Origin of the sequence: Maritimibacter sp. UBA3975, assembly GCF_002384975.1 — a bacterium.
GTDB lineage: Bacteria > Pseudomonadota > Alphaproteobacteria > Rhodobacterales > Rhodobacteraceae > Maritimibacter.
This window is the reverse complement of record NZ_DGCP01000018.1, coordinates 56,174-77,667: the sequence shown is the minus strand read 5'-3', so window position 1 is coordinate 77,667 and position 21,494 is coordinate 56,174. Positions and strand designations below refer to the sequence as shown.

22 protein-coding genes are annotated in these 21,494 nt (G+C 65.9%); 14 read left to right on the top strand and 8 right to left on the bottom strand.

Annotated features, from left to right (window positions below):
* On the top strand, positions 1–327 hold the full coding sequence (locus B2585_RS20155) for a Rieske (2Fe-2S) protein (protein WP_292025796.1): 327 nt from the start codon (positions 1–3) through the stop codon (positions 325–327).
* Here B2585_RS20155 and B2585_RS20150 read toward each other — a convergent pair.
* The 5 genes from B2585_RS20150 to B2585_RS20130 are packed head-to-tail and all read right to left on the bottom strand — an operon-like array spanning position 324 to position 4,452.
* Entirely contained in the window at positions 324–1,214 is an 891-nt protein-coding gene (locus B2585_RS20150; protein ID WP_292025794.1) for an alpha/beta fold hydrolase, read from the bottom strand. The genes B2585_RS20155 and B2585_RS20150 overlap by 4 nt on opposite strands.
* Positions 1,190–1,933: a ThuA domain-containing protein gene (locus B2585_RS20145; RefSeq protein WP_292025793.1), complete on the bottom strand. Its 744-nt coding sequence runs from the start codon at positions 1,931–1,933 to the stop codon at positions 1,190–1,192. Before B2585_RS20145 ends, B2585_RS20150 begins: the two co-directional genes overlap by 25 nt.
* Positions 1,930–2,400, bottom strand: a complete 471-nt coding sequence (locus B2585_RS20140) for a MaoC family dehydratase (protein WP_292025792.1) — start codon at positions 2,398–2,400, stop codon at positions 1,930–1,932. The genes B2585_RS20145 and B2585_RS20140 overlap by 4 nt, the downstream gene beginning before the upstream one ends.
* Positions 2,384–3,670, bottom strand: a complete 1,287-nt coding sequence (locus B2585_RS20135; RefSeq protein WP_292025791.1) for an aromatic ring-hydroxylating oxygenase subunit alpha — start codon at positions 3,668–3,670, stop codon at positions 2,384–2,386. Before B2585_RS20135 ends, B2585_RS20140 begins: the two co-directional genes overlap by 17 nt.
* A 20-nt stretch (positions 3,671–3,690) precedes the next feature.
* Entirely contained in the window at positions 3,691–4,452 is a 762-nt protein-coding gene (locus tag B2585_RS20130; protein WP_292025790.1) for an SDR family NAD(P)-dependent oxidoreductase, read from the bottom strand.
* A 178-nt stretch (positions 4,453–4,630) separates the two neighbouring features.
* Between B2585_RS20130 and B2585_RS20125 the strand changes: the two genes are divergently transcribed.
* Genes B2585_RS20125 through B2585_RS20110 form a run of 4 tightly spaced genes read left to right on the top strand, consistent with a single transcriptional unit; the run spans position 4,631 to position 8,016 of the window.
* Positions 4,631–5,914 (top strand): CaiB/BaiF CoA transferase family protein, encoded by a 1,284-nt coding sequence (locus tag B2585_RS20125; protein WP_292025789.1) that lies wholly within the window; start codon positions 4,631–4,633, stop codon positions 5,912–5,914.
* 10 nt (positions 5,915–5,924) lie between these two features.
* Positions 5,925–6,299 carry a Zn-ribbon domain-containing OB-fold protein gene (locus B2585_RS20120; protein WP_292025788.1) on the top strand — a complete coding sequence of 125 codons (375 nt, stop codon included), beginning with the start codon at positions 5,925–5,927 and terminating at the stop codon, positions 6,297–6,299.
* Positions 6,296–7,444 (top strand): thiolase, encoded by a 1,149-nt coding sequence (locus tag B2585_RS20115; RefSeq protein WP_292025787.1) that lies wholly within the window; start codon positions 6,296–6,298, stop codon positions 7,442–7,444. Before B2585_RS20120 ends, B2585_RS20115 begins: the two co-directional genes overlap by 4 nt.
* A gap of 14 nt (positions 7,445–7,458) precedes the next feature.
* Positions 7,459–8,016: a nuclear transport factor 2 family protein gene (locus B2585_RS20110; RefSeq protein ID WP_292025786.1), complete on the top strand. Its 558-nt coding sequence runs from the start codon at positions 7,459–7,461 to the stop codon at positions 8,014–8,016.
* 20 nt (positions 8,017–8,036) lie between these two features.
* On the opposite strand, the gene B2585_RS20105 is transcribed toward B2585_RS20110, so the two are convergent.
* On the bottom strand, positions 8,037–9,227 hold the full coding sequence (locus B2585_RS20105; RefSeq protein WP_292025785.1) for a replication initiation protein: 1,191 nt from the start codon (positions 9,225–9,227) through the stop codon (positions 8,037–8,039).
* A gap of 516 nt (positions 9,228–9,743) precedes the next feature.
* Between B2585_RS20105 and B2585_RS20100 the strand changes: the two genes are divergently transcribed.
* From B2585_RS20100 to B2585_RS20080, 4 genes are all read left to right on the top strand, one after another.
* Positions 9,744–11,141, top strand: a complete 1,398-nt coding sequence (locus B2585_RS20100) for an AAA family ATPase (RefSeq protein ID WP_292025784.1) — start codon at positions 9,744–9,746, stop codon at positions 11,139–11,141.
* A 3-nt stretch (positions 11,142–11,144) separates the two neighbouring features.
* Entirely contained in the window at positions 11,145–12,224 is a 1,080-nt protein-coding gene (locus B2585_RS20095) for a ParB/RepB/Spo0J family partition protein (RefSeq protein ID WP_292025783.1), read from the top strand.
* A 405-nt stretch (positions 12,225–12,629) separates the two neighbouring features.
* On the top strand, positions 12,630–12,851 hold the full coding sequence (locus tag B2585_RS20085; RefSeq protein WP_292025782.1) for a type II toxin-antitoxin system CcdA family antitoxin: 222 nt from the start codon (positions 12,630–12,632) through the stop codon (positions 12,849–12,851).
* A gap of 9 nt (positions 12,852–12,860) precedes the next feature.
* Entirely contained in the window at positions 12,861–13,154 is a 294-nt protein-coding gene (locus B2585_RS20080) for a CcdB family protein (protein ID WP_292025781.1), read from the top strand.
* 273 nt (positions 13,155–13,427) lie between these two features.
* Here the strand turns inward: B2585_RS20080 and B2585_RS20075 are convergent, their stop codons facing one another.
* Positions 13,428–14,783, bottom strand: a complete 1,356-nt coding sequence (locus B2585_RS20075; RefSeq protein WP_292025780.1) for an aspartate aminotransferase family protein — start codon at positions 14,781–14,783, stop codon at positions 13,428–13,430.
* A 25-nt stretch (positions 14,784–14,808) separates the two neighbouring features.
* Positions 14,809–15,585 (bottom strand): IclR family transcriptional regulator, encoded by a 777-nt coding sequence (locus B2585_RS20070; RefSeq protein WP_292025779.1) that lies wholly within the window; start codon positions 15,583–15,585, stop codon positions 14,809–14,811.
* 151 nt (positions 15,586–15,736) lie between these two features.
* Here B2585_RS20070 and B2585_RS20065 point away from each other — a divergent pair, with 151 nt between their 5' ends.
* Genes B2585_RS20065 through B2585_RS20045 form a run of 5 tightly spaced genes read left to right on the top strand, consistent with a single transcriptional unit; the run spans position 15,737 to position 21,492 of the window.
* Positions 15,737–16,669, top strand: a complete 933-nt coding sequence (locus B2585_RS20065; RefSeq protein WP_292025778.1) for a tripartite tricarboxylate transporter substrate-binding protein — start codon at positions 15,737–15,739, stop codon at positions 16,667–16,669.
* 52 nt (positions 16,670–16,721) lie between these two features.
* Entirely contained in the window at positions 16,722–17,255 is a 534-nt protein-coding gene (locus tag B2585_RS20060) for a tripartite tricarboxylate transporter TctB family protein (protein WP_292025777.1), read from the top strand.
* Positions 17,255–18,778, top strand: a complete 1,524-nt coding sequence (locus B2585_RS20055) for a tripartite tricarboxylate transporter permease (protein WP_292025776.1) — start codon at positions 17,255–17,257, stop codon at positions 18,776–18,778. Before B2585_RS20060 ends, B2585_RS20055 begins: the two co-directional genes overlap by 1 nt.
* A 3-nt stretch (positions 18,779–18,781) precedes the next feature.
* Positions 18,782–20,266 carry an aldehyde dehydrogenase gene (locus tag B2585_RS20050; protein WP_292025775.1) on the top strand — a complete coding sequence of 495 codons (1,485 nt, stop codon included), beginning with the start codon at positions 18,782–18,784 and terminating at the stop codon, positions 20,264–20,266.
* Positions 20,263–21,492, top strand: a complete 1,230-nt coding sequence (locus tag B2585_RS20045; protein ID WP_292025774.1) for a Tm-1-like ATP-binding domain-containing protein — start codon at positions 20,263–20,265, stop codon at positions 21,490–21,492. Before B2585_RS20050 ends, B2585_RS20045 begins: the two co-directional genes overlap by 4 nt.
* The last annotated feature ends 2 nt before the right edge of the window (positions 21,493–21,494 follow it).

The following is a 21,494-nucleotide window of genomic DNA, read 5'->3' as shown; positions in this document are numbered from 1 at the left end:
ATGCTACCGGGCGGACAGAAAGACTTTCAGGATGCCTGCTCGACCATGCAGGTGCCGAAAACGGGCGTCTTTTTCACCACCATCGGCAGCCAGGAGGTCATGCTCGCGCGCGATCCGCAGGGCGAGATCGTGGCCTTCTCCGGCTTCTGCACCCATTCCTTCGGCAAACTCGAAGGCGGCGACGTGGAGGGGGGTGAGATCACCTGCCCCCACCACGGCGCGCGCTTCGACATCCGCACGGGCAAGGCGAAATCCGCCTGCCCGAACCTGCCGAAGTTCGATGTGAAGATCGAAGGGCGCCGCGTGCTCGTGAAGCCGAACCGCTAAAGCCCGTTCAGGAAGTCGTCCAGCGTTTCGGCGAACACATCGTTGCGGTCGCCCACGATCATGTGGCCCGCCCCGGTGACGTCGCGAAACTGGGCCTTTGGCGCGATTTTCAGGAATTCGGCCACGCTGTCGTCATTCACCAGATCGCTGTTCGACCCTCGCACCAGCAGGATCGGCACGGTCGCCGCCGCCAGCGCGCCCTCGAGCTGACCCAGACTTTCGGGTGCCATGCGCGACGACTTGCGCCCCACGATGAACTGCGGGTCCCAGTGCCACCTGAGCCGCCCGTCGGGCCGCTCGCGCAGATACCGGCGCAGGCTGTCGCGGTTCGACCGCCGTTCGCCCCGGTCGGTATAGCCCGCGATGGCCTCGGCCGCCTCGTCATAGCTGGCGAACCCGTCCTCCAGGTGCTTGCCCATGAACCCGATGATCTTGTCCACGCCCTTTTCGTCGATCTTGGGCGTGATATCGACCAGCACGAGACCCCGGCACGGCGCATCCGCCCCCTGCCCCGCGACCAGCAGCCCGGCATTGCCACCCAGCGACGCGCCGACGATCACCGGCGGCTGCGCGAACTGCCGCGCCACCTGCTCCAGATCGCGCCCGAAGCGCGGGATGGTGTAATCCCCCGCCGCGTCCCAGTCGCTCTCGCCATGCCCGCGCAGGTCGAGCGCCACCGCGTGCCAGCCAGCGGCACCCAGCCGCTTGGCCACCCGGCTCCAGGCATAGCGGGTCTGCCCGCCGCCATGCGCCAGCACCACCGCCGGCGCGTCGTCAGGCCCGAACGTCTCGCCCACCAGCCGGACGCCGTCGTCCATCTCATAGGTCACACGGGTCGCGCCCGGCTCGCTGAAGTCCATGTTCATGTCGTCTCTCTCATCGTCCATGCCAATCCGCGTCGGATCAGCCTGTGATATACCGGATGGTCCCACGACCCACGTTCGACAAAGGGATAGAACTCGGTCACGGGCCGCATGTCATAGCGCCCCCGCGTGTGTCCCAGCGTAAGGTAGAGCACCGCCCCCGCCCCGTGGGGCCGCCGGTACATCACCTGATGCTCCGCCCGGGGCCAGTCGCGTGTATCGAACAGCAGCGTCTCGCCCTCGAACGTCGTGGTCAACAGCACCTCGTTTCCCGGCAGGTGATGTTGCAGGTATTGCTCATCCTCGACGAAAAACGCCCCCACCCCGTCCGTCAGCGCATCCGGCATGGCGGGCTTCACCTTGAACCGGCCCGGCGCCGGGTGCGCCGCGAACTGGCTCCCCAGCAGCGCAAGGAACCGCTCCGGCAAGGGCGGGCAAACGACCGGATCGTCACCGTTCAGCACCATCCGGCTGTTCGTGCCATGCAGCGCGAACCAGCGCCCGCCGCGCGCCACGAACGCCTCAAGCGCGTCCAGCCCCGCCTCGTCCGGCACCCTGTCGCAGGTATAGGTCACGATGACCTCGGCCGCGTCGATGGCGGCCGGGTCATACTGGTCGCGCACCGTCACGCGCATCCGCTCCCGTTCGGCCATGAAACCGAGCAAGGCGTGCCGCGCGTGGTCCATATCGTGATACGGCCCGCCGGTAATCAGCAGAGCCTCGCAGCGCGGCGGATGGGTCATTCCTGCGCGCGCCGATAGACCAGATCGGTCGAGGAAAAGCTGAACGCCACCTCGCCGTCCTGATTGGTCACCCAATGCTCCAGCACCGCCAGCCCCACGCCGGGGCGGCTGGCCGAGGGGCGTTTCGACAGAACCCGCGACGACGCGGTGAGCGTATCGCCCGCCCTGACCGCGCGGCGCCAGCGCACGTTGTCCCACTGGACACCACAGACCCAGTCGATGTTGCCGTTCACCTCATGATCCATGATCCGCCACAGCGCCGCGGTGTGGATGCCGCTCGCCACAAGCTCCCCGAACAGCGACTCTTTCGCCGCCTCGGCGTCGTTGTGGAAATACTGCGGGTCATACTGCCCGGCAAAGGCGATGATATCCTCGGCGGTGACGGTCAGCGGTGAGGATGTCGTCTCCTCCCCGATCTCCAGATCCTCCCACTTGCGCGCGGGATGCGGGTCAGTCTTCACCGACATAATCCATCAGCACCTTGTGGAAATGCCGGATGCGCAGCTCCTGATCGCCCAGCCACAGCCCGTCGAAGGCCGCCGAATGCATCCCGCGCTGCACGCCCGGCAGGTTCGCCGCATCCTGATCGATGACCAGCCCCATCGACCGCTCGCCATGCTTGAAGCGTTCGTTGCGCGGCTTGCGCTTGGGCGGCTCCTCGTCTTTCTTGAACAGTTTGAACATCTGGACGTCGAAATACATCTTGTCCGGGTCCGTCTCATGCGGACGCTGCCGAAACAGCATCAGGTCCTCGGCATGGGTGTTCATCGTGATGTTGGGGAAGATCATGTAGTGGTAATCGTCCGTCAGCTGCTCGTCGTTCAGGTCCGAGTAGTCGATCCCCATCTCGGCCCCGTTCTCGCGCTTGTGCTTTTGCAGCGCCCCCCGGATCTCGCTCACCCGCCCGTCGAAATCCGCCGGGTCCATCCCCGCCTCTTTCATCGCGTGCTTGATGAGGTGCGGAATTTCGGTCGTCTCGTTCACCCGGTGACTGATCGTCGCGAAGGGGATGAGATAGCGGTTGTGCTTCTCATAGGTGTCGATCTGAAGGTGCTTGTCCTCGATGAAGTAAAGCAGCTCGGGATGGATGCCCTGCACATGGTAGCTTTCGTTGAAGGCGTCCACGCTGGTCTTCCAGTTGCACTCCCACTCCACGGTCCAGTCCGTGACCTTCACCATCCGCTCGAAATGATAGGGGCCAAGATGCTCCTTCAGCGGATGGATGAAATCGTCGAATGACTCGCCGTCGGGATCGAGGCTGAAAAAGACAAAGCCGTTCCATTCCTCCACCCGCACCTCGGTCAGCCCGCCACAGGGCGGCTTGCCCTGCGGAAAACTGTCGATGTCGGGGATGTTCTCGAACTCGCCCGACAGCTTGTATTCCCAGTGGTGATAGTTGCAGCGGAACGTGGTGGCGTTCCCCTGCCCCATCATCAGCCGGTTCCCGCGATGCTGGCACACATTGTAAAAGCCGCGCGCGGTCCCGTCGGGCTGGCGCGTCAGAAGGATCTCTTCCTTGCCCAGCGACGTGACGATGTAATCCCCCGGCTCCTCGATATCCTGCGAGGCACAGCCCCAGTTCCAGATCTTTGTCCAGAGCCGGTCCCATTCCTTCTGCATGAAGTCATGGCTCGTATACCGCTCCTTCGGAATCATATCGGTTCCGAAATCGGGATCGTCGGTTTTCTCGATCGGCGTCTTGGTGAAGTCGCCCGGTTTGACGCGTTGAATGGTCATCACTCTCTCCTCACGCGGGATCAGAATTGCACGCCCTTGGTGTAGCCGCCGTCGACGCGCAGCGTCGCGCCGGTCACCCACTGGGCTGCGGGGCTGGCCAGGAACACGGCCGAGCGCGCGATCTCTTCGGCCTCGGCCATGCGCCGCGTCGGCTGTTGGCGCAGCACGCCCGAATAGGTGCGCGACCGCGCCACCTTGATCATTTCCCAGTTCGAGCCGGGAAACATCGTCGGGCCGGGTTGCAGGCAGTTCACCCGGATACCCTTGGGCGCGTATTGCTCGGCCAGCTGCTTGGACCACGTCACAAGCGCCGCCTTCATCGAATTATAGGCCATCGGAGACACGAATGTCTCGGCCGCCGCCATCGACGAGATAATCAGGATCGAGGCATTGTCGCTTTTCTTCAGATGCGGATAGGCCTCTTCGACAGCGCGCGTGGCGCTCATCAGGTCGATCTCGAACGACCGATACCAATAGCGTTCCTCGTTCGTGCCGCCCCCGGCCGAAAGGCTGCATACAAGAAGGTCGAGTCCGCCGAACGATTCACAGGTGTCGCGCGTCCATTGCCGCACCGAGTCCCCGTCGCGGCCCTGAAGCGCGGCCCCGAAACTGCGCACCCCGTGGCCTTCGATTTCGGCCCGCGTCGCCGCGATCGCCTCCTCGCCCCGCGCGCAGATCGAGACGTCGCAGCCTTCCTCCGCAAGCAGTGTCGCGATTGACTTTCCGATGCCCCGGCTGCCGCCCGTCACGGCTGCTTTCATCCCCTTAAGGCCAAGGTCCATGCCCGTTTTCCTCCGTCTTTTCGTATGCTGGGTCGTCAGGCAGACCGACGCAACAGGCAACCCCAACGATTGCCCTTTACATGTATATCACCACCGACCTATTGTATACCCATAAGCCATCCTTCGCATAATGCGTTCCGTTGACGCAGCCTGCCGCGAAGACAATGGGAGGAAATGGATGAACGACAGTTCGGTAAAACCGGCACCCGTGGGCGACACCGCGTCGAACCCGAAATCGGCGTCCGGCGGCATACTCGCGGGGATGAAGGTTCTCGACCTCAGCCGCGTCGTCGCGGGGCCTCTTGCGGGCCAGACGCTCGCGGACCTCGGGGCGGATGTCGTCAAGATCGAACGCGTGGGCGGCGGCGACGACCTGCGCACGCTCGGCCCGCCGTGGGTGACCTCCCCGGACGAGTCGCTTGAACAAAGCACCTACTTCCAGACGGTGAACCGCGGCAAACGCTCCCTCACCCTCGATTTCGCGGACCCGGACGGGGCCGAGATCCTGCGCGGTCTGGTGGCCGAGGCCGACATCTTCATCGAAAACTTCCGCACCGGCACGCTCGCGCGCTACGGGCTGGGGTATGAAGACCTCGCCAAGATCAATCCGCGCCTGATCTATTGCTCGATCACCGGCTTTGGCCAGACCGGCCCCTATTCCGACCGCTCGGGCTATGATTACCTCGTGCAGGCGATGGGCGGGCAGATGGCCGTCACCGGCCTGCCCGATGGCATGACGGGTGCCGGGCCCATGCGGGTCGGCGTGCCAATTGCTGACATCACGGCGGGAAACAACGCGGTCATCGGCATCCTTGCCGCGATCATCGACCGCGAAAAGACCGGCAAGGGCCAGCAGATCGACATCGCCCTGTTCGATTCACAGGTCGCGCTCCTGCTCAACTCGCTGTCGGCCTGGCTGAACGCCCGCGCCCCCCTGCCCCGCACCGGCAACGACCACCCGACCGCCGTGCCCAACGGCGTGTTCGAGGTCGCAGACGGCCATGTCCTCATCGCGACCTTCAACGACCGCGAGTTTGCCCGCCTGGCCGAGGTTCTGGGCCACCCCGAATGGGCCACGGACGACAAATACGCCCGCTCCCGCGACCGGCTCGCCAACCGCGTGGACCTGTCGCGCGACATGACCGAGGCGCTGTCCCATCACGGCAAGCAGCACTGGATGAAGGTCATCAACGGCGCCAAGGTCTCCTGCGGGCCGATCAACGACATGCCCGACATCGAGACCGACGAACAACTCGTCGACCGCAACATGTTCGTCACCCTGACCCACGACCAGATCGGCGACGTGCGCGTGGTGGGCAGTCCGCTGAAATTCTCGAACACGCCCGTGGTCTACAACTGCCCGCCCCCGCTTGCGGGCGAACATACCGACGAGCTGTTGCGCGAGCGCTTGACGCTCACCGATGCGCAGATCGAAGATCTCCGGGCACGCAAGATCATCTGAGGGGGATATCGTGAGCGACACCGGCGCCGAAGCCCGTTATCTGGCCTATCTGTCGGATGGTCGGTTCATGCTGCAACGCGATCCGATCTCGGGTGAGGCGATCTTCCCCCCGCGCCTGCGCCGGCCCGGAGGCGGCCCCGCGCTTGACGACTGGGCCGAAATGTCCGGGCGCGGCACGGTCCATGCCGTAACTGTCCAGCAAAAACGCGACGCGGCCGCCCGCGCCATCGTCCTCGTCGATCTCGAAGAAGGCGGCCGGATGCTGTCGCAGGTCACGGGCACACAGGCCGAGGCCGTCACCATCGGCATGGCCGTGCAGGCCCGCGTTGTGGCCGACGCCGACCTGCCCCATGTCCTGTTCGAACCCGCCGGGGACGGCGCATGACCGGCTTCCCCCGCGCGCGCACCTCGGTCGTTGGCGCCGCGACCTTCGGCCTTGGCGAATGTCCCGGATACAACGCCCTCGAAATGACGGCGCAGGCCGGATACCGCGCCCTCGACGATGCCGGGATCGGGCTGGAGGAGGTCGACGGCCTTTTCGTCGCCCTCCCCGACGACTACCTCGGCGGGCTGGCCGTGGCCGAATACCTCGGCATCCAGCCCAAGATCACCGACAACAACCGCACCGGCGGCTCGTCCTTCCTGTGCCACGCGATTCACGCGGCCCTCGCCCTCGACGCGGGGCTGATCGACGTGGCGCTGATCACCTATGGCTCGAACCAGCGCACGGCGTCGGGCGGGCTTGTGTCGGCGCTGAAATCCTCGGTCTACGAGACCCCGCACAGCCCGATGATACCCGTGGGCGGCTACGCGCTCGCCGCGAGCCGCCACATGCACGACTACGGCACGACGCGCGAAGATCTGGCGCAGGTGGCCCTCTCGGCCCGCGCCTGGGCGAATTTCAATCCCGAGGCCTTCCGGCAGGGCGACATGACGCTCGACGACGTGCTCGGCGCGCGCATGATCTCGTCCCCGCTGACCGCCCGCGACTGCTGCCTCGTCACTGATGGTGCAGCCGCCGTGGTGATGACCCGTGCCGACCGCGCCCGCGACACACGGGCGCCCATCCCGCTTCTCGGCGGGGCGCAGACCGTGACGCACAAGGAAATCGCGTCGATGCCCGACCTCACCGTCACCGGCGCCGCGATCACCGGGCCGCAGGCGATGGCACAGGCGGGCATCACCCCCGCCGACGTGGACTGCGTGCAGCTCTACGACGCCTTCACCATCAACACGATCCTGTTTCTCGAAGACCTCGGCTTCTGCCCCAAGGGCGAAGGCGGCCGCTTCGTCTCGTCCGGCGCCATCGCCCCCGGCGGCGCGCTGCCCACCAACACCAACGGCGGCGGGCTCTCCTGCTGCCACCCCGGCATGTATGGCCTCTTCACGATGGTCGAGGCCGTCCGCCAACTCCGGGGCGAGGCCGGCACCCGCCAGCTCGCCTCACCCGAAATCGCCGTAAGCCACGGCAACGGCGGCGTGCTGTCCAGCCAGGCGACCCTGGTCTTCGGCACGCCCGCCACCGTCTGAACAGGGAGGACCCAATGGACGACGCACTACTCAAACGGATCGACCGGCTGGAAAGCCGTAACGAGATCCTCGAACTGATCGCCAAGTACTGCAAATCCTGCGACGACCGCGACGTGCCGCTCCTGCGGTCGATCTTCACCGAGGATGCCGTCGTCGTCTCGCAAGACGGGATGATGGAGGGGATCGGCCGCGACGGGATCATGGAAATGTATCGCAAGCGCTTCGAAGTGCTCGCCATCTCGGTCCACTGGACCCACGACAACATCATCACCTTCGACGAAAATGACCCGGACCGCGCCACCGGCGAGTGCTTCTGCCACGCCGAATCGCACCGCAACGGCCAGACCCTCGTGGGCTCCCTGCGCTACGACGACGAATACCGCCGCACCAATGGCGTCTGGCAGTTCTCGAAACGCACGCTCAAGTTCCTCTACTACGTCCCGGTCGAGGAATACGGCGAGGCGCTCGGGTCAAAGAAACGGATGCGCGCCTATGGCGACCAGCGCGTGTCGGACTACCCCGAGACGTTCGAGTGCTACAACAACTGGGCGCGCCACTACGAAGGCGCCTGATCTGGGCCGGGGGCCTGGGTTCAGGCCCCCTCCCCCTCCGCCTCCTCGAAGGCACCCGGGACCAGTTCCTCCCAGAACGCCGCGATCCGCTCGGCGTTGAGTGCGCTCATCCAGCCGTGCCGCTCGAAGTCGTCGCGCGCCGCGCCTTCCAGCCGTGACAGGAACATCCGCTTGTCCGCATCCCGCTGCGTCGGGCTGCGCGCATCGACCAGAGCCTTGATCCGGGCCAGCCGCCGCGCCCGCTCGCTCGACGGCGCGGGGGCGGCCGCGGCCTGCACCTCCGCCCCGTAATCGGCCTTGATCGCCGCGCTCAGGTAGCGCACCGGGTCGCGCACCCCGTCCTGCCCGGCCACATAGTCGACCTTGCGCGTGACATAGGCCTCGCCATGCTCCGCGATCCACTGGCGGGCAAGCCGGTCGCTCACCCCCAGTTCGCGCAGACGGCGATAGACCGGCCCGTTGCGAATCCCCTCCCCATCGTCGAGGTCGAGGATCGCGAGCTGCGGATTTTCTTCGATCAGGAACCGGATGTCGGTGACCTGCCGCCCCATCTTCTTCACCTCGGGGGTGACGAGGATGTTGGACGTCTTGTTCACCTCGGCCACCGCTGGCTTGATGATCTTGGCGTTCAGATGCTTGTAGCTTTCGTAATACGCACTGTCCGACACACCCATCAGCCGCCGGAACAGGTCGAGCGACCACCACCCCGTGCTCCCCGTTCGCACGAAGCGATAGCAGTTCTCATACAGCGCCAGCGCGTGACCCGATGTGAACCGCCGCTGGATGTTGAGGTTGATGAGCGCGAACACCTTGGGGTCGTGCAGCTTCTCGGCCAGCGCATCGGAATAGGCGTATTCGCAGACCCCGCCCTTGAGCTTGGCATAGGACAAAAGGCTCGACACGCCCCACTCCTGCCGCCCCTCGGCGTCCAGCATGTCCCACTCGGCCACCGTCTCGGCCAGCCCCCGCAGGCTGTCCTTGAGCGTCTCGAAATCGTTGGAGTTGTAGCCGATCATCATGCACAGCGTGCGCGCGTCGATCTGGTGGCGGCGGCTTGTGGTGAGCGTGTCATAGGCGTTGAGCAACAGCACATTGCTCAACTTCCGCTGTAATAGGGTCAATTTCCCCGAAACGTGGATCGCCGCCACATGCTTCTTGACGGCGCCTCGCCTGAGCGATCCGGTCAGCCGGTCCCGCGCAATCTCATCCATACTGTCACCTGCTCGTTCTTTTTTCTCAGTGTCCGCGATAAGGCACCCGCGATCAAGCCCGCTGTTGGCACCTTTCAGCCCATCCCGTATCCGGGTCCCCTCCCCTGCCCGCTCGAGCGTTAAGGGACCCGTTTGCGGGACGGCGCTGTGGACAAGCCAGGGTGCGTGCGGTCCATTAGGGTCTAATTCGCCAAAAACCCCTTGTTTCCGAACGAATCACGACTCGTCCCCCGCGAATCGGTTGCCCTCGTCCTGCAAACAGGTCCCTTTCGCCCTGCCCGCGGGTGCCGCCCATCCCGCAACCGGGTCCGCACCTGCCCGTAACCCATTGGCGAAAAAAACTTTTTTTCTCAGCAAAGACTTTAAAGTCCTGAAATAAAACTAAAGCGTCGGGCTGGGCTGCTTTCTATATATTGGGGTTTGAAGGGGTCTTGCCCCAAATCGATTCACTTGAGCCCCGGCATGTGCGATAGTTTCCACGATATCGCAGAGAATAGCGAACATGGAGAGGCACTCATGGCAACCAAACCCCCGAGCAAGCAGGACCTACCCCCCTATTTCAACATCGACCCGGGTTTCGCCGCGAAACGTCTTGCCGAGCCTATCGAGACCGCCCGATTCGCGAAAGCCGCCGCTTTCGCTATGCGCGGGCGCGACGACCTCGCCAAACGCGGCTACGCGCCCGACGGCAACAAGCGGCTGCGCAAGTTCTCGATCTGGGAGATCACGCGCTACCTGATCCCGGTCGCCGCCGCCCATCTGCGCCGCGTCCTCAAGGCCAATCCCGACCTGCCCCAGGGCGAGGGCGAAGCGGGCGCCAAGTGGTTCACGCTGGAAGAGGTCATGGTGATCCGCGACCACTTCGCCACCGAGGGCGCGGCCGGCAAGGCCTACAAATCGTGGCGCCCCGAGGGGCTCCCGGCCAAGGTCGTGGCCGTCGCGAATTTCAAGGGCGGGGTCGGCAAGACCTCGACCGCCGCGCATCTCGCCATGAGCGCCGCGCTGGACGGTTACAAAGTCTTGGTGATCGACCTCGACAGTCAGGGCTCCATGACGTCGATTCTCGGCGGCAAGGTCGAGGATGAATGGATGACCGCCTTCCCCCTGATCGCCCGCGACTATGCCAAGGCCCTTCAGGCCGAGAACGTGGTGCGCGAGAACGCGGGTCAGGCCCCCTACCCCTTCGACGAAACCCTGACCGAGGCGCTCGAGGTTTCGCCGCGAAACCTCATCCAGGAAACGCACTGGCCGAACATCGACCTCATCGGGGCGCAGCTCAACCTCTACTGGGCCGAGTTCCAGGTGCCGGTCTGGCGGATGCAGCTTCGCTCCTGGCCCCTCTGGGACGCGCTCCAGAACGCGCTGGAGGATAGCGGGACGCTGGACGACTATGACATCGTCCTGCTCGATACGCCCCCGGCCCTCGGCTATCTCACGATCAACGCGCTCGCCGCCGCCGATATCCTGCTCGTCCCGCTCGGCGCGTCGTTCCTCGAATTCGATTCGACGGGCCGGTTCTTCGACATGATCTATTCCACCTTCGCCTCGATCGAAGAGGGCGAGAATCGGGTCAGGCGCCGGGACGGCCTTCCGGAAATGCGCTTCGAATGGGACGCCGTGCGCGCCATCATCACCCGCTTCGACGCGGCCCAGCAGGCGGACCTGGCCAACGTGATCCAGGCCTATTTCGGCGACTTCATGACCGCCTACCGGCAGGAATTGACCGCGATGGTCGGGCAGGCGGGGGAGCAGGTGTCGGGGATCTATGAAACCGACTACCGCGACTTCAACCGCGAGACCTATGTGCGCGGGCGCGAGACGTTCGACGGCACATGGGCCGAGGTGAAATCGCTTATCCTGGGGTCGTGGTGGCGCGATCAACAGATGGCAAACGCTGCAAACGAGGAGGCGTGATAGATGGCCAAGAGACGCAAGCTTGAGGCGCCGAGCGCCGCTGACCTCACCGCGCTGGAGGCGGAGTTTCGCCGCGAAACCTCCCCCAAGGGGCCGCTGTCTGCCCCCATCGCACAGGTCGCCGCCGACACGGCCCAGGCCGCCGATCTGCGGTCGGCCGAAGAAAAGGCCGAGATCGCGCGCAACCGGAGCGACGCCGAACGGTTGCGCGAGGCCGAGGGGGCAGGGCGCCTCATCGCGGAAATCCCGCTCACCGACATCGACGAGGGCGCGCTGATCCGCGACCGCATGTCGATGGACGGCGAGGAGCTCGAGGAACTCAAACGCTCCATCGCAGCCCACGGCCTGCGCCTGCCCATCGAGGTGTTCGAACGGCAAGACCCGGTCGATGGCAAACGCTACGGCCTTCTCTCGGGCTATCGCCGGTTCATGGCGGTGCAGGGGCTCCATGACCTCTGGGACGGCGACCGGTATGAGACGATCCGCGCCGTGGTCCGCGACCCGGGCGCGATGGGCGGCACCTTCGTCGCGATGGTCGAAGAGAACGAGGTGCGCGCCGACCTGAGCCATTTCGAACGCGGGCGCATCTCGGTGCTCGCGGCTCAGGAGGGGGCCTTCCTCAACACCGAGGCGGCGGTGGATGCGCTGTTCGCCACCGGGTCGAAAGCCAAGCGGTCCAAGATCCGGTCCTTCGCGCTGATCTTCGAGGAGCTGGGCGACATGCTCGTCTATCCCGAGAGCCTGCGCGAGAAGGACGGGCTCAAGCTCGCCACCGCGCTGCGGGCCGGGGGGGAATCGTCGATCCGCGACGCGCTCGCCGAGGCCGCGCCGCAGACCCCGGAGGAGGAGCTTGCCGCCCTGCTGGCCGCCATCGAGGCCATGACTCCGGCGCCGGTGGACGCGGGCAGGGGAGGGCGACCCAAGCGGGCGGCGACCCGCAGTCGGACGACGGATGCTGGCTTCCGCGTCGATGTGGAGCAGGACGGGGCCGATTGGGTTCTCCGGCTGTCTGGCGAGCGGGTGACGGCCGGGCTGATGCGCACCATCGCGGATGAGGTCGAGGCGCTCCTGTCGCGCGAGTGAGGGGGTTTCGCCGCGAAACCACCGGGGTAGGGGGGTCGCGTTTCGCGGCCCCTTTCTCGTTCCGGAGGCCGGCGGCCCGGGTCAGGCGCACGGGGATAGCGGCGCGTCGAAAACCTGCGCCGAGCCGCTGTCGGGCGTGGCGTCCGTGTGAACATCGAGGTTCAAGATTTCGCGTCGACGCCGTTCGCCCGGGTAACCGATCAGCAGGGTCGCACGGTCACGAAGGTCGCCCAGGCAGCGGGGCAGGGGGGCGTGCCCTTCATCCGGCGCGTGGTGTCCGAGGCGGGCACTTGGGCGTTGCCAGCCGGAGCCGGTGGCATGGCGGGGCAGGGCAGGGGGGTGCCTTGTGCGATGTCAGAGGGTAAATTATACTCCTGAATGATACGCATACGCTCGGAGGGTGAAATGGGACGCATCAAGGTCAATCTGACACTCGACGCCGAGGTCGCCGAGACCGCACGGTCGCTGGGGCTGAACATGTCACGGCTGGCCGAGGCCGCCATCGCGGATGCGGCGAAGGTTGAACGCAACCGTCGCTGGCGCGAGGAGAACGCGGAGGCCATCGGGCGCTATGGCGATGAGGTCGCGGAGGAGGGTCTGGCGCTTTCCAGGTTCCGCAGCTTCTAGGGCAGGGGCATGGCGCAATTCGACCTATACCGGCTGGCGAGCGGTCAGCTTGTCGTGGATCTTCAGACCGACCTGATCGGCATCGACGCCTCGCGGATCGTCGCGCCGTTGCGGGACGCGGGGCGCTATGCGGCGCTGCCGGGACTGACGCCGGTGGTTGAGGTCGAGGGGGCGGCATGGATCGTGCGGGTGCAGGAGCTTGCCGCCGTGCCCGGCGCGGAGTTGCGTGAGCGCGTGGGGTCGCTGGAGGCGGAGCGCGATGCCCTCAAGCGTGCGCTGGATATCCTGATCGACGGGGTCTGAACCGGGGTAGGGGCCCATGACATTCTTTCACGATACCAACGCTTGAATTGTGGGGCAGGGGCGGTCTTCGGGCCGTCGATATCACCAGCCGACCCGGGCTGCGCGATATATTGGGGAGACGGCGTTTGGCGAAAAAATTGACGCCGCATAATGGAGATTATGTAATATCTGCCCGCTGATGCGGTGACACGCGTGCCTTTGGGCCAGTGTCGCATGAAAAACGGCCCGGTGCTCGCGCTCCAGGCCGTATTTCTGCCACCCCGCCGGGTCGGGTCAGGAGACCGCGCCAAGTCCCGTGTCGAGGGCGTCGATGATCGTGTCGGCCTCGCTTTCCGATAGGATCAGCGGCGGCGACAGGATGATGTTCGGGCCCGACACGCGCACCATCACGCCGGAGTCGAACACGGCGCGGTGGATGGCACCGATGGTCTTCTTGTCGATCGGCGTCTTCGCCTCGGGGTCCGAGACCAGTTCCATCGCCGTCATCATGCCGTGACCGCCGCGCACGTCGCCCACGATGTCATACTTGTCCTTGAGCCGGTTCAGCCCGTCGAAAAGCTGCGTGCCACGCGCCGCCGCGTTGTCCTTGACGTTCAGGCGCTGGGTTTCCTGCACACAGGCGATGGCGGCCGCCGCGCCGACCGGGTGGCCGGAATAGGTGTAGCCGGAGCCGATGAAGGCCTTGCCGGTCTTGTCGCCCTCGAACACCTCGGCGATGGCTTCGGAGATCATCACCGCGCCGAAGGGGAAATAGCCGTTGGTGATGGCCTTGGCGGTGGTCATCATGTCCGGCTTCACGCCCCAGTGGCGGCTGCCCGACCAGTCGCCGGACCGGCCGAAGGCGGTGATGACCTCGTCCGCGATCAACAGGATGCCGTGGCGGTCGCAGATCTCGCGCACGCCGGGCATGAAGCTTTCATGCGGGGGGATCACGCCGCCTGCCCCGAGGATCGGCTCCATGATGAAGGCCGCGATGGTTTCGGCCCCCTGAAAGGCGATCTCGTCCTCGAGCGCGGCGAGGCAGAGCTGGGCCAGCTTTTCGGGGTCGGTCTCGTTGAACGGGTTGCGGTAGGTGTAGGGCGCGGGGATGTGGTAGCAGCCGGGCATCAGCGGCTCATACTGCGTGCGGAAATTGGCGTTGCCGTTCACGGAGGCGCCCAGCGTGTGGGTGCCGTGGTAGCCCTTTTTCAGCGACAGGTATTTCACCCGCCCGCCCTCGCCGCGCACCTTGTGGTACTGGCGCGCGAGGCGCAGCGCGATTTCCACGCTGTCGGACCCGCCGGACGTGTAGAACGCCCGCGTGAGGCCGTCCTCGGCAAAGAAATCCCGCAGGATTTCCCCAAGCTCGATGACGTTGTCGTTCGAGGTGCCGCGAAAGATCGAGTAATACGGCAGGCGGTCGAGCTGCGCGGTGATCGCGTCTTTCACGGGCTGGCAGGAATAGCCGAGGTTCACGTTCCACAGCCCGCCCACGGCATCGACCAGGCGATTGCCGTCGACATCGGTGATATGCACGCCCTCGCCGCCCACGATGATGTCGGGGGGATTGGCCTGACTGTCCGCCGGGTGCGCCATCGGGTGCCAGATGTGGCGGGCGTTGTGTTCTTTCAGGAAGTTGCTGTCTTTCATGTGTGCCTCGTCGCTTGGCCCCGGCTCACGGTCGGGACAGGGGGTGTTCGGGGGGGTAGGTGCCGCCCAGGGATCGGGTGATGTCGCGCGCGGCCTGGATCAGCGGGCCGCGGATGGTCGCGAGGTGGTCCGGGGTGGCGCGCACGGAGGGCACCGAGACCGAGAGCGCGCCCACCGGCCTGTCGCCGGAGCCGAAGATCGCGGTGCCCTGCGAGGCGACCTCGGGATCGAAGGCGTTGGCACTGCTTGCAAGCCCCGTGCGGCGGGTTTCGTCGATGAGGGCGCGCAGCGTGTCCGGGTCGGTCACCGTCTGATCGGTATAGGCGGTCATCGCGCCGTTGAGGATGCGCGTGCGCAGGTCGTCGGAGCTGAAGGCCAGCACGGCGAGGCCGGAGGAGGTCGCGTGCAGCGGCAGAAGCTCGGACAGGTTGAAGTGGACCTGCACCCCGTGACGGCGGGGATCGGCGAAGTAGATCGGGGAAAGCTGGTCGCCCTGAAGAAGCGAGGCATGGACGAGCTCGCCCACGTCTTCGGACAGGCGGTGGACCACGGGCCGGATCAGCGCACGGGTCGGATAGGTCGCCTCGCGCACCGCCGAGAGGCGCAGAATCGCGGGGCCGAGGCGATAGGCCCGCGTGGTCGGGTCCTGCTCCAGCCAGCCGTTCTGCATGAGTTCGACAAGGTGGCGATGCACCGTCGCCTTGTCCCGCCCGGTCAGCTTCACGAAGTCGCCCAGACCGATTTCGGCGCGGGACTTCGAGAAAAAGTCGAGCAATTCAAGTGCTTTGGTGATCGTTCCCATGTGTCTCCCCATGTTTTCGCGCGCATTCTGGCGACATGGCTCAGTGACAGTTGTTGACAGAAGCCCCTCGGCAAGGCAAGTTATTTTAATACCGCCGGTTCAAATAATAAACCGATCAACCGGGCTGGCGGGGATCCACTGGAGGTAAGACATGAAGAAGATATTGCTCGCGGCCACATGCGCCATCGCGATGCCCCTGACCGCTGCTGCGGAATACCCTGAACAGCCCGTCGAATTCGTCGTCCCGTTCCCGCCGGGCGACCTTGAGGACGTTCTCACGCGGATGATCGCGGACGAGTTCCAGTCGCAATACGGCGTTCCGGCGGCGGTCGTGAACAAGCCCGGCGGCGGCGGCGGCCCCTTCCCCGGCGCGGCCGAAGTCGCGGGTGCGGACCCCGACGGGTACACCATCGGCTCGTTCGTCGTGGACGTGCCCGTTGTCGGCCCCGAGACCGGCATCCCGGCGCTTGCCGAGAACCCGTTCGACCCCATCGGGATTTTCCTGACCTATCCGTTCGTCATCGCGACGGCGGGGGATGCGCCCTATTCCTCGATCGACGAGCTTGCGGCCCATGCGGCGGATAACGACGTGGCGCTTGGCCATTTCGGCAATTTCCTGATCCCGACGCAGGTGACGTTCGCGCTGGCCGCCGAGAAGGGCTTTTCGTTCGGCTCCGATGCCGCGTTCGACGCGCTCGACTGCAACACGCTGGCCTCGGGCGATGCGGATGTCATCAACACGACGCTGCAACTGATCCTGCCCTGTCTGGACGACGTGAAGGTGCTGGCGTCGATCGGGGGCGAGCGGCTGCCGCAGACGCCCGACGCGCCGACGGTGGGCGAGCTTGCCCCGACGCTCGATCTTGCGCTGTGGAACGGTCTGTTCGTGCCCAAGGGCACCCCGCAGGACGTGCGCGACAAGATCGAGGCGGTCGCCATGACGGTGATCAACTCCGACGCGGCCAAGACGCTTGCCGAAGAGACCGGCGCGCTGGTCTACTGGACCCCGGCGGACGAGGCTGCGGCGCAGATCGAGAAGGACATGGAGACCCTCGGGACCGTGTCCGGGCTCATCGGTAACTGAACAGCCGGGCCCGGCAGATCCGCCGGGCCCGTCTCCGTAATGGAGAGGTTCCATGAAGACCTTTCAGGACCTGTTTCGGCGCTACAGGCGGCCGGGCGATTTCTTCATCGCCCTGCTGTCGCTTCTGTTCGCGCTGTTCCTGCTGATCAACCTGCCGACGCAGGCCCCGTGGCTGGAGAATGTCAAAACCTTCGCGCAGCCCGCCTTCTGGCCCGGTGTCGCCGTGATCGGGATGGTCGTGTTCAGTGCGCTGCACCTGTTCGGCGCCATCGTTTCGGAGCGTATTCCGGGGCGGATGGCCGAGGTGGTGGAGTGGATCAAGGCGCTTGAATTCGCGGCGTGGTTCATGGCCTATGTCTGGCTCGTCCCGCTGCTTGGCTACCTGCCGTCGACGCTGGTTTTCACCGTTCTTCTCACGCTCAGGCTGGGGTATCGCGGCTGGCGCTGGATCCTTGGCGCGGCGGTCTTCGGCACATTCGTCGTTCTGGTCTTCAAGGGCTTCCTTCAAGTGCGAATCCCGGCGGGGGAGGTGTATGACTACCTGCCGTCCGGTCCGTTCCGCACCTTTGTCATGACGTATCTCTGATGGTTGAACTCCTCTCCGGCATTCAGATGCTCGCCACGCCCGCGGTGCTGTTCGCGCTGCTCGTCGGGTCCATCGGCGGGGTCATCATCGGCGCCATTCCCGGCGTCGGGGCCCCGGTGGCCATCGCCATCCTGCTGCCCGCGACCTTTTCGATGGAGCCGCTTGTCGGGTTGACGATGCTTCTGGGCATCTACGGCTCGTCGATGTACGGCGGGTCGCTTCCGGCCATCCTCATCAACACGCCCGGCACGGCGGTCAACGCGCTGACCACCTATGACGGGCATCCGATGACCAAGAGGGGCGAGGCGCTGCGCGCGCTCGGCCTGGCTTATGGGGCCAGTTTCGTGGGCGGCATCCTGTCGATCCTCGCGCTGATCCTGCTGTCGCCTGTGCTGGCCAAGGTCGCGCCCATGTTCGGCTCGCGCGAGATCTTTCTCGCCGCGTTGCTGGGGATCGTGCTGGTGGTCATCGCACACCGGGGGCAGACCTTCGCCGCCGGGTCGCTGGCCGCCTTCGGCATCCTGCTGGCCACCATCGGGCTGGAGCCGGTGCGCTATACCCAGCGCTACACTTTCGGGTTCGATTTCCTGTCCTCGGGCGTCGACCTCATCGTCGTCGTGCTGGGGCTGTTCGCGCTGTCGCAGGGCTTCCTGCTGGCGACACGGCCCGACGAGGCGCCGCAGGGCGCGCGGGTCGTGGGCAACCTGTTCAAGGCGATGACCGGCGTGTTCCGGCACAAGCGGATCGCGGCGGCGGGCTCGGGCTTCGGCGTGCTGATGGGCATCATCCCCGGCGTGGGCGAGTTCACGGCGCAGTTCCTGACCTATACCTATGCGCAGAAGACATCGAAGACGCCGGAGGAATTCGGCAACGGCAGCCCCGAGGGCCTGATCGCGTCGGAAAGTGCCAACAACGCGGTGCCGGCGGCGGCGATGATTCCGCTGCTCGCGCTCGGTATTCCGGGCGAGGCGCTGACGGCGATGATGCTGTCGGTGTTTTACGTCCACAACGTCGTGCCGGGGCCGGGGCTGTTCCAGAACCAGCTCGACTTCGTTTACGCGCTGTATATGGCGATGCTGCTTCTCAACGTGCTCGTGGTCATCTTCGTGGGGCTGTCGTCGAACCTGCTGTTGCGGGTGATCCAGATCCCGACGCGGTTCCTTGGGATGACGATCCTCACGCTCGGTTTCGTCGGGGTCTATTCCCTGCGCAACTCGATCACCGACTGCGCCGTCGCGACGGTCTTTGGTATCCTCGGGCTGGTCCTGAAACGGCAGAACCTGCCGACGGTGCCGATCATCCTCGGGATGGTTCTGGGCGGGATCATGGAGGTCAAGCTGCGCGCCTCGATGGCGCGGGTGAAGACACCGCTCGATTTCGTCGACCGGCCCATCGCGGCGATCATCGCCGGTGCCATCGTTCTCCTGATCCTCGTCCATATCTGGGGCGTGATCCGCGAGCGGCGGGCCACCTCGCCCGAGGACAGCCACGACCACGACATTCACGATTCACAGCAAGGCTGACCCATGCTCGACAAAGCTCGTATCGAGACCCTGCGCAGCGCAGAGGTGCCCCCCGCCAATCACCTGATCGACGGCGACTGGGTGCCTGCCTCTGATGGCGGGCGGCTCGACGTCCTCTCGCCGCTCGACGGTCAGGTTCTGACCACCGTGGCGCGGGGCACGGCCGAGGATGTCGCGGCGGCGACCCGGGCCGCGCGGCGCAGTTTCGACGCGGGCGTCTGGGCCAATGCCGCGCCCGCGAAGCGCAAGGCGGTGATGCTGAAATGGGCCGCGCTGATCGAGGAAAACGCACTCGACCTCGCCGTTCTGGGGGTGCGCGACAACGGGACCGAGATCGGCATGGCGTTCAAGGCCGAGCCGATGTCGGCGGCGGGCACGATCCGCTATTACGCCGAGGCCATCGACAAGATCAACGGCGAGATCGCGCCCACCGACCCCTCGGTTCTGGCGCTGGTCCACCGTGAGCCGGTGGGCGTCGTGGGGGCCATCGTGCCGTGGAACTTCCCGCTGATGATCGGGGCCTGGAAACTGGCCCCGGCGCTGGCCGCGGGCAACAGCGTGGTTCTGAAGCCTGCCGAAACCGCCTCGCTGTCGCTGATCCGGCTGGCCGAGCTTGGGGTCGAGGCGGGCCTCCCGCCCGGTGTGCTCAACGTCGTGACCGGCGAGGGCGCGGTGGTGGGCGAGGCGATCGGGCTGTCGATGGATGTGGATGTGCTGGTCTTCACCGGCTCGGGTGGCGTGGGGCGCAGGCTGTTGGAATATTCCGCCCGGTCGAACATGAAGCGGGTCTACCTGGAGCTTGGCGGCAAGTCCCCCAACATCGTTTTCGCCGACGCGCCCGATCTGGACGAGGCGGTCAAGGTGTCGGCGATGGGGATTTTCCGCAACTCCGGGCAGGTCTGCGTGGCCGGGTCGCGGCTGTTGGTGGAGCGGTCGATCCACGATGACTTCGTCGCCAAGCTGACCGAGGTCATGGGCGGTCTGAAGGTGGGTGATCCGCTGGACCCCGACACGCAGGCGGGCGCGGTGAATTCCGAGCGCCAGCTTGCGCAGAACCTGTCGTTCGTGGGTGAGGCGCGCGAGGCCGGGCGCAGCGTCATCGGCGGGTCGCGCATCCTCGAGGAGACCGGGGGCTATTACATGGAGCCGACGCTCGTGACCGGCGTCAGCCCCGCCGACCGCATCGCGCAGGCCGAGGTGTTCGGCCCGGTGCTGGCCGTGATCCCCTTCGACACGGAGGACGAAGCGCTCGCCATCGCGAACGGCACCGACTACGGCCTCGCCTCGGCGGTGTGGACCGCGAACCTGTCGCGCGCGCACCGGATGATCCGGGGGCTGCACGCGGGCGTCGTCCATGTGAACACCTACGGGGGCGCGGACAACACCGTGCCGCTGGGCGGCGTCAAACAGTCCGGCAACGGGCACGACAAGTCGTTGCACGCGCTGGACAAATACCTCGACCTCAAAACAGCATGGATCAAGCTATGAGTGAGCCCACCATCCTTGTCGTCGGCACCTATGACACCAAGGACGACGAACTGTCCTATATGACCGGCGTGATCCGCGATCAGGGCGGACGCGTCTTGACGATGGACGTGAGCGTTCTGGGCGACCCGTCTGAGCCGACCGATATTTCCAAGCATGACGTGGCCGAGGCGGGCGGAAGCTCCATCGCGCGGGCCATCGCGCATGAGGACGAAAACCTCGCCATGCAGGACATGGCGCGGGGTGCGGCGGCAATGGCCGCCCGGCTGTATCAGGAGGGGCGGTTCGACGGGGTGATCGTGCTGGGCGGCACGATGGGCACCGACCTGTCGCTCGACGTCTGTTCCGCGCTGCCGCTGGGGGTGCCGAAATACATCGTCTCGACGGTCAGTTTCTCGCCCCTGATCCCGCCCGAACGCCTGCCCGCCGATGTGCAGATGATCCTTTGGGCCGGGGGGCTTTACGGGCTGAACTCGGTCTGCAAGGCGTCGCTGTCGCAGGCGGCGGGGGCCGTGCTGGGGGCCGCGCGGGCGGTGGAGAAGCCTGCGCGCGACCGGCCGCTGATCGGGATGATGTCGTTCGGCAAGACGGTGCTGCGCTACATGGTCGATCTGAAGCCGGCGCTGGAATCGCGGGGATACGAGGTCGCCGTGTTCCACGCCACCGGCATGGGCGGGCGCGCGTTCGAGAGCCTTGCGGGCCAAGGGGCCTTCGCGGGCGTCATGGATTTCGCCCCGCAGGAGGTCGGCAATCACATCATGGGCTCGACCGTCACGGCGGGCGAGGACCGGATGACCAACGCGGGCCGCACCGGCACGCCGCAGATGGTGTCGATCGGCTGTTACGACCTGATCGACATCGTGGGCTGGCAGCCGGTGCCCGAGAAGATCGCGAGCCAGGAGATTCACGCCCACAACCGCCTGTTGTCCTCGGTGATGATGACGCCGGACCAACGCCGCGAGATGGCGCGCGCGATGTGCGCGCGGCTGGCCGGGGCCACGGGGCCGGTGACGTTCCTGCTGCCGCTGCATGGCGGCAACGAATGGGACCGTCCGGGGGGCGTTCTGTCCGATCCCGAGGGGCTGGCCGCCTTCATCGACGAGATCCGCAAGAGCGTGCCGGACAACGTGGAGCTGGTCGAACTCGATTGCCACATCAACGACCCGGCCTTCGTGGAGGCCGCGCTGGAAGTGTTCGACGGCTGGCGGGCGCAGGGGTTGCTTGGCTGACC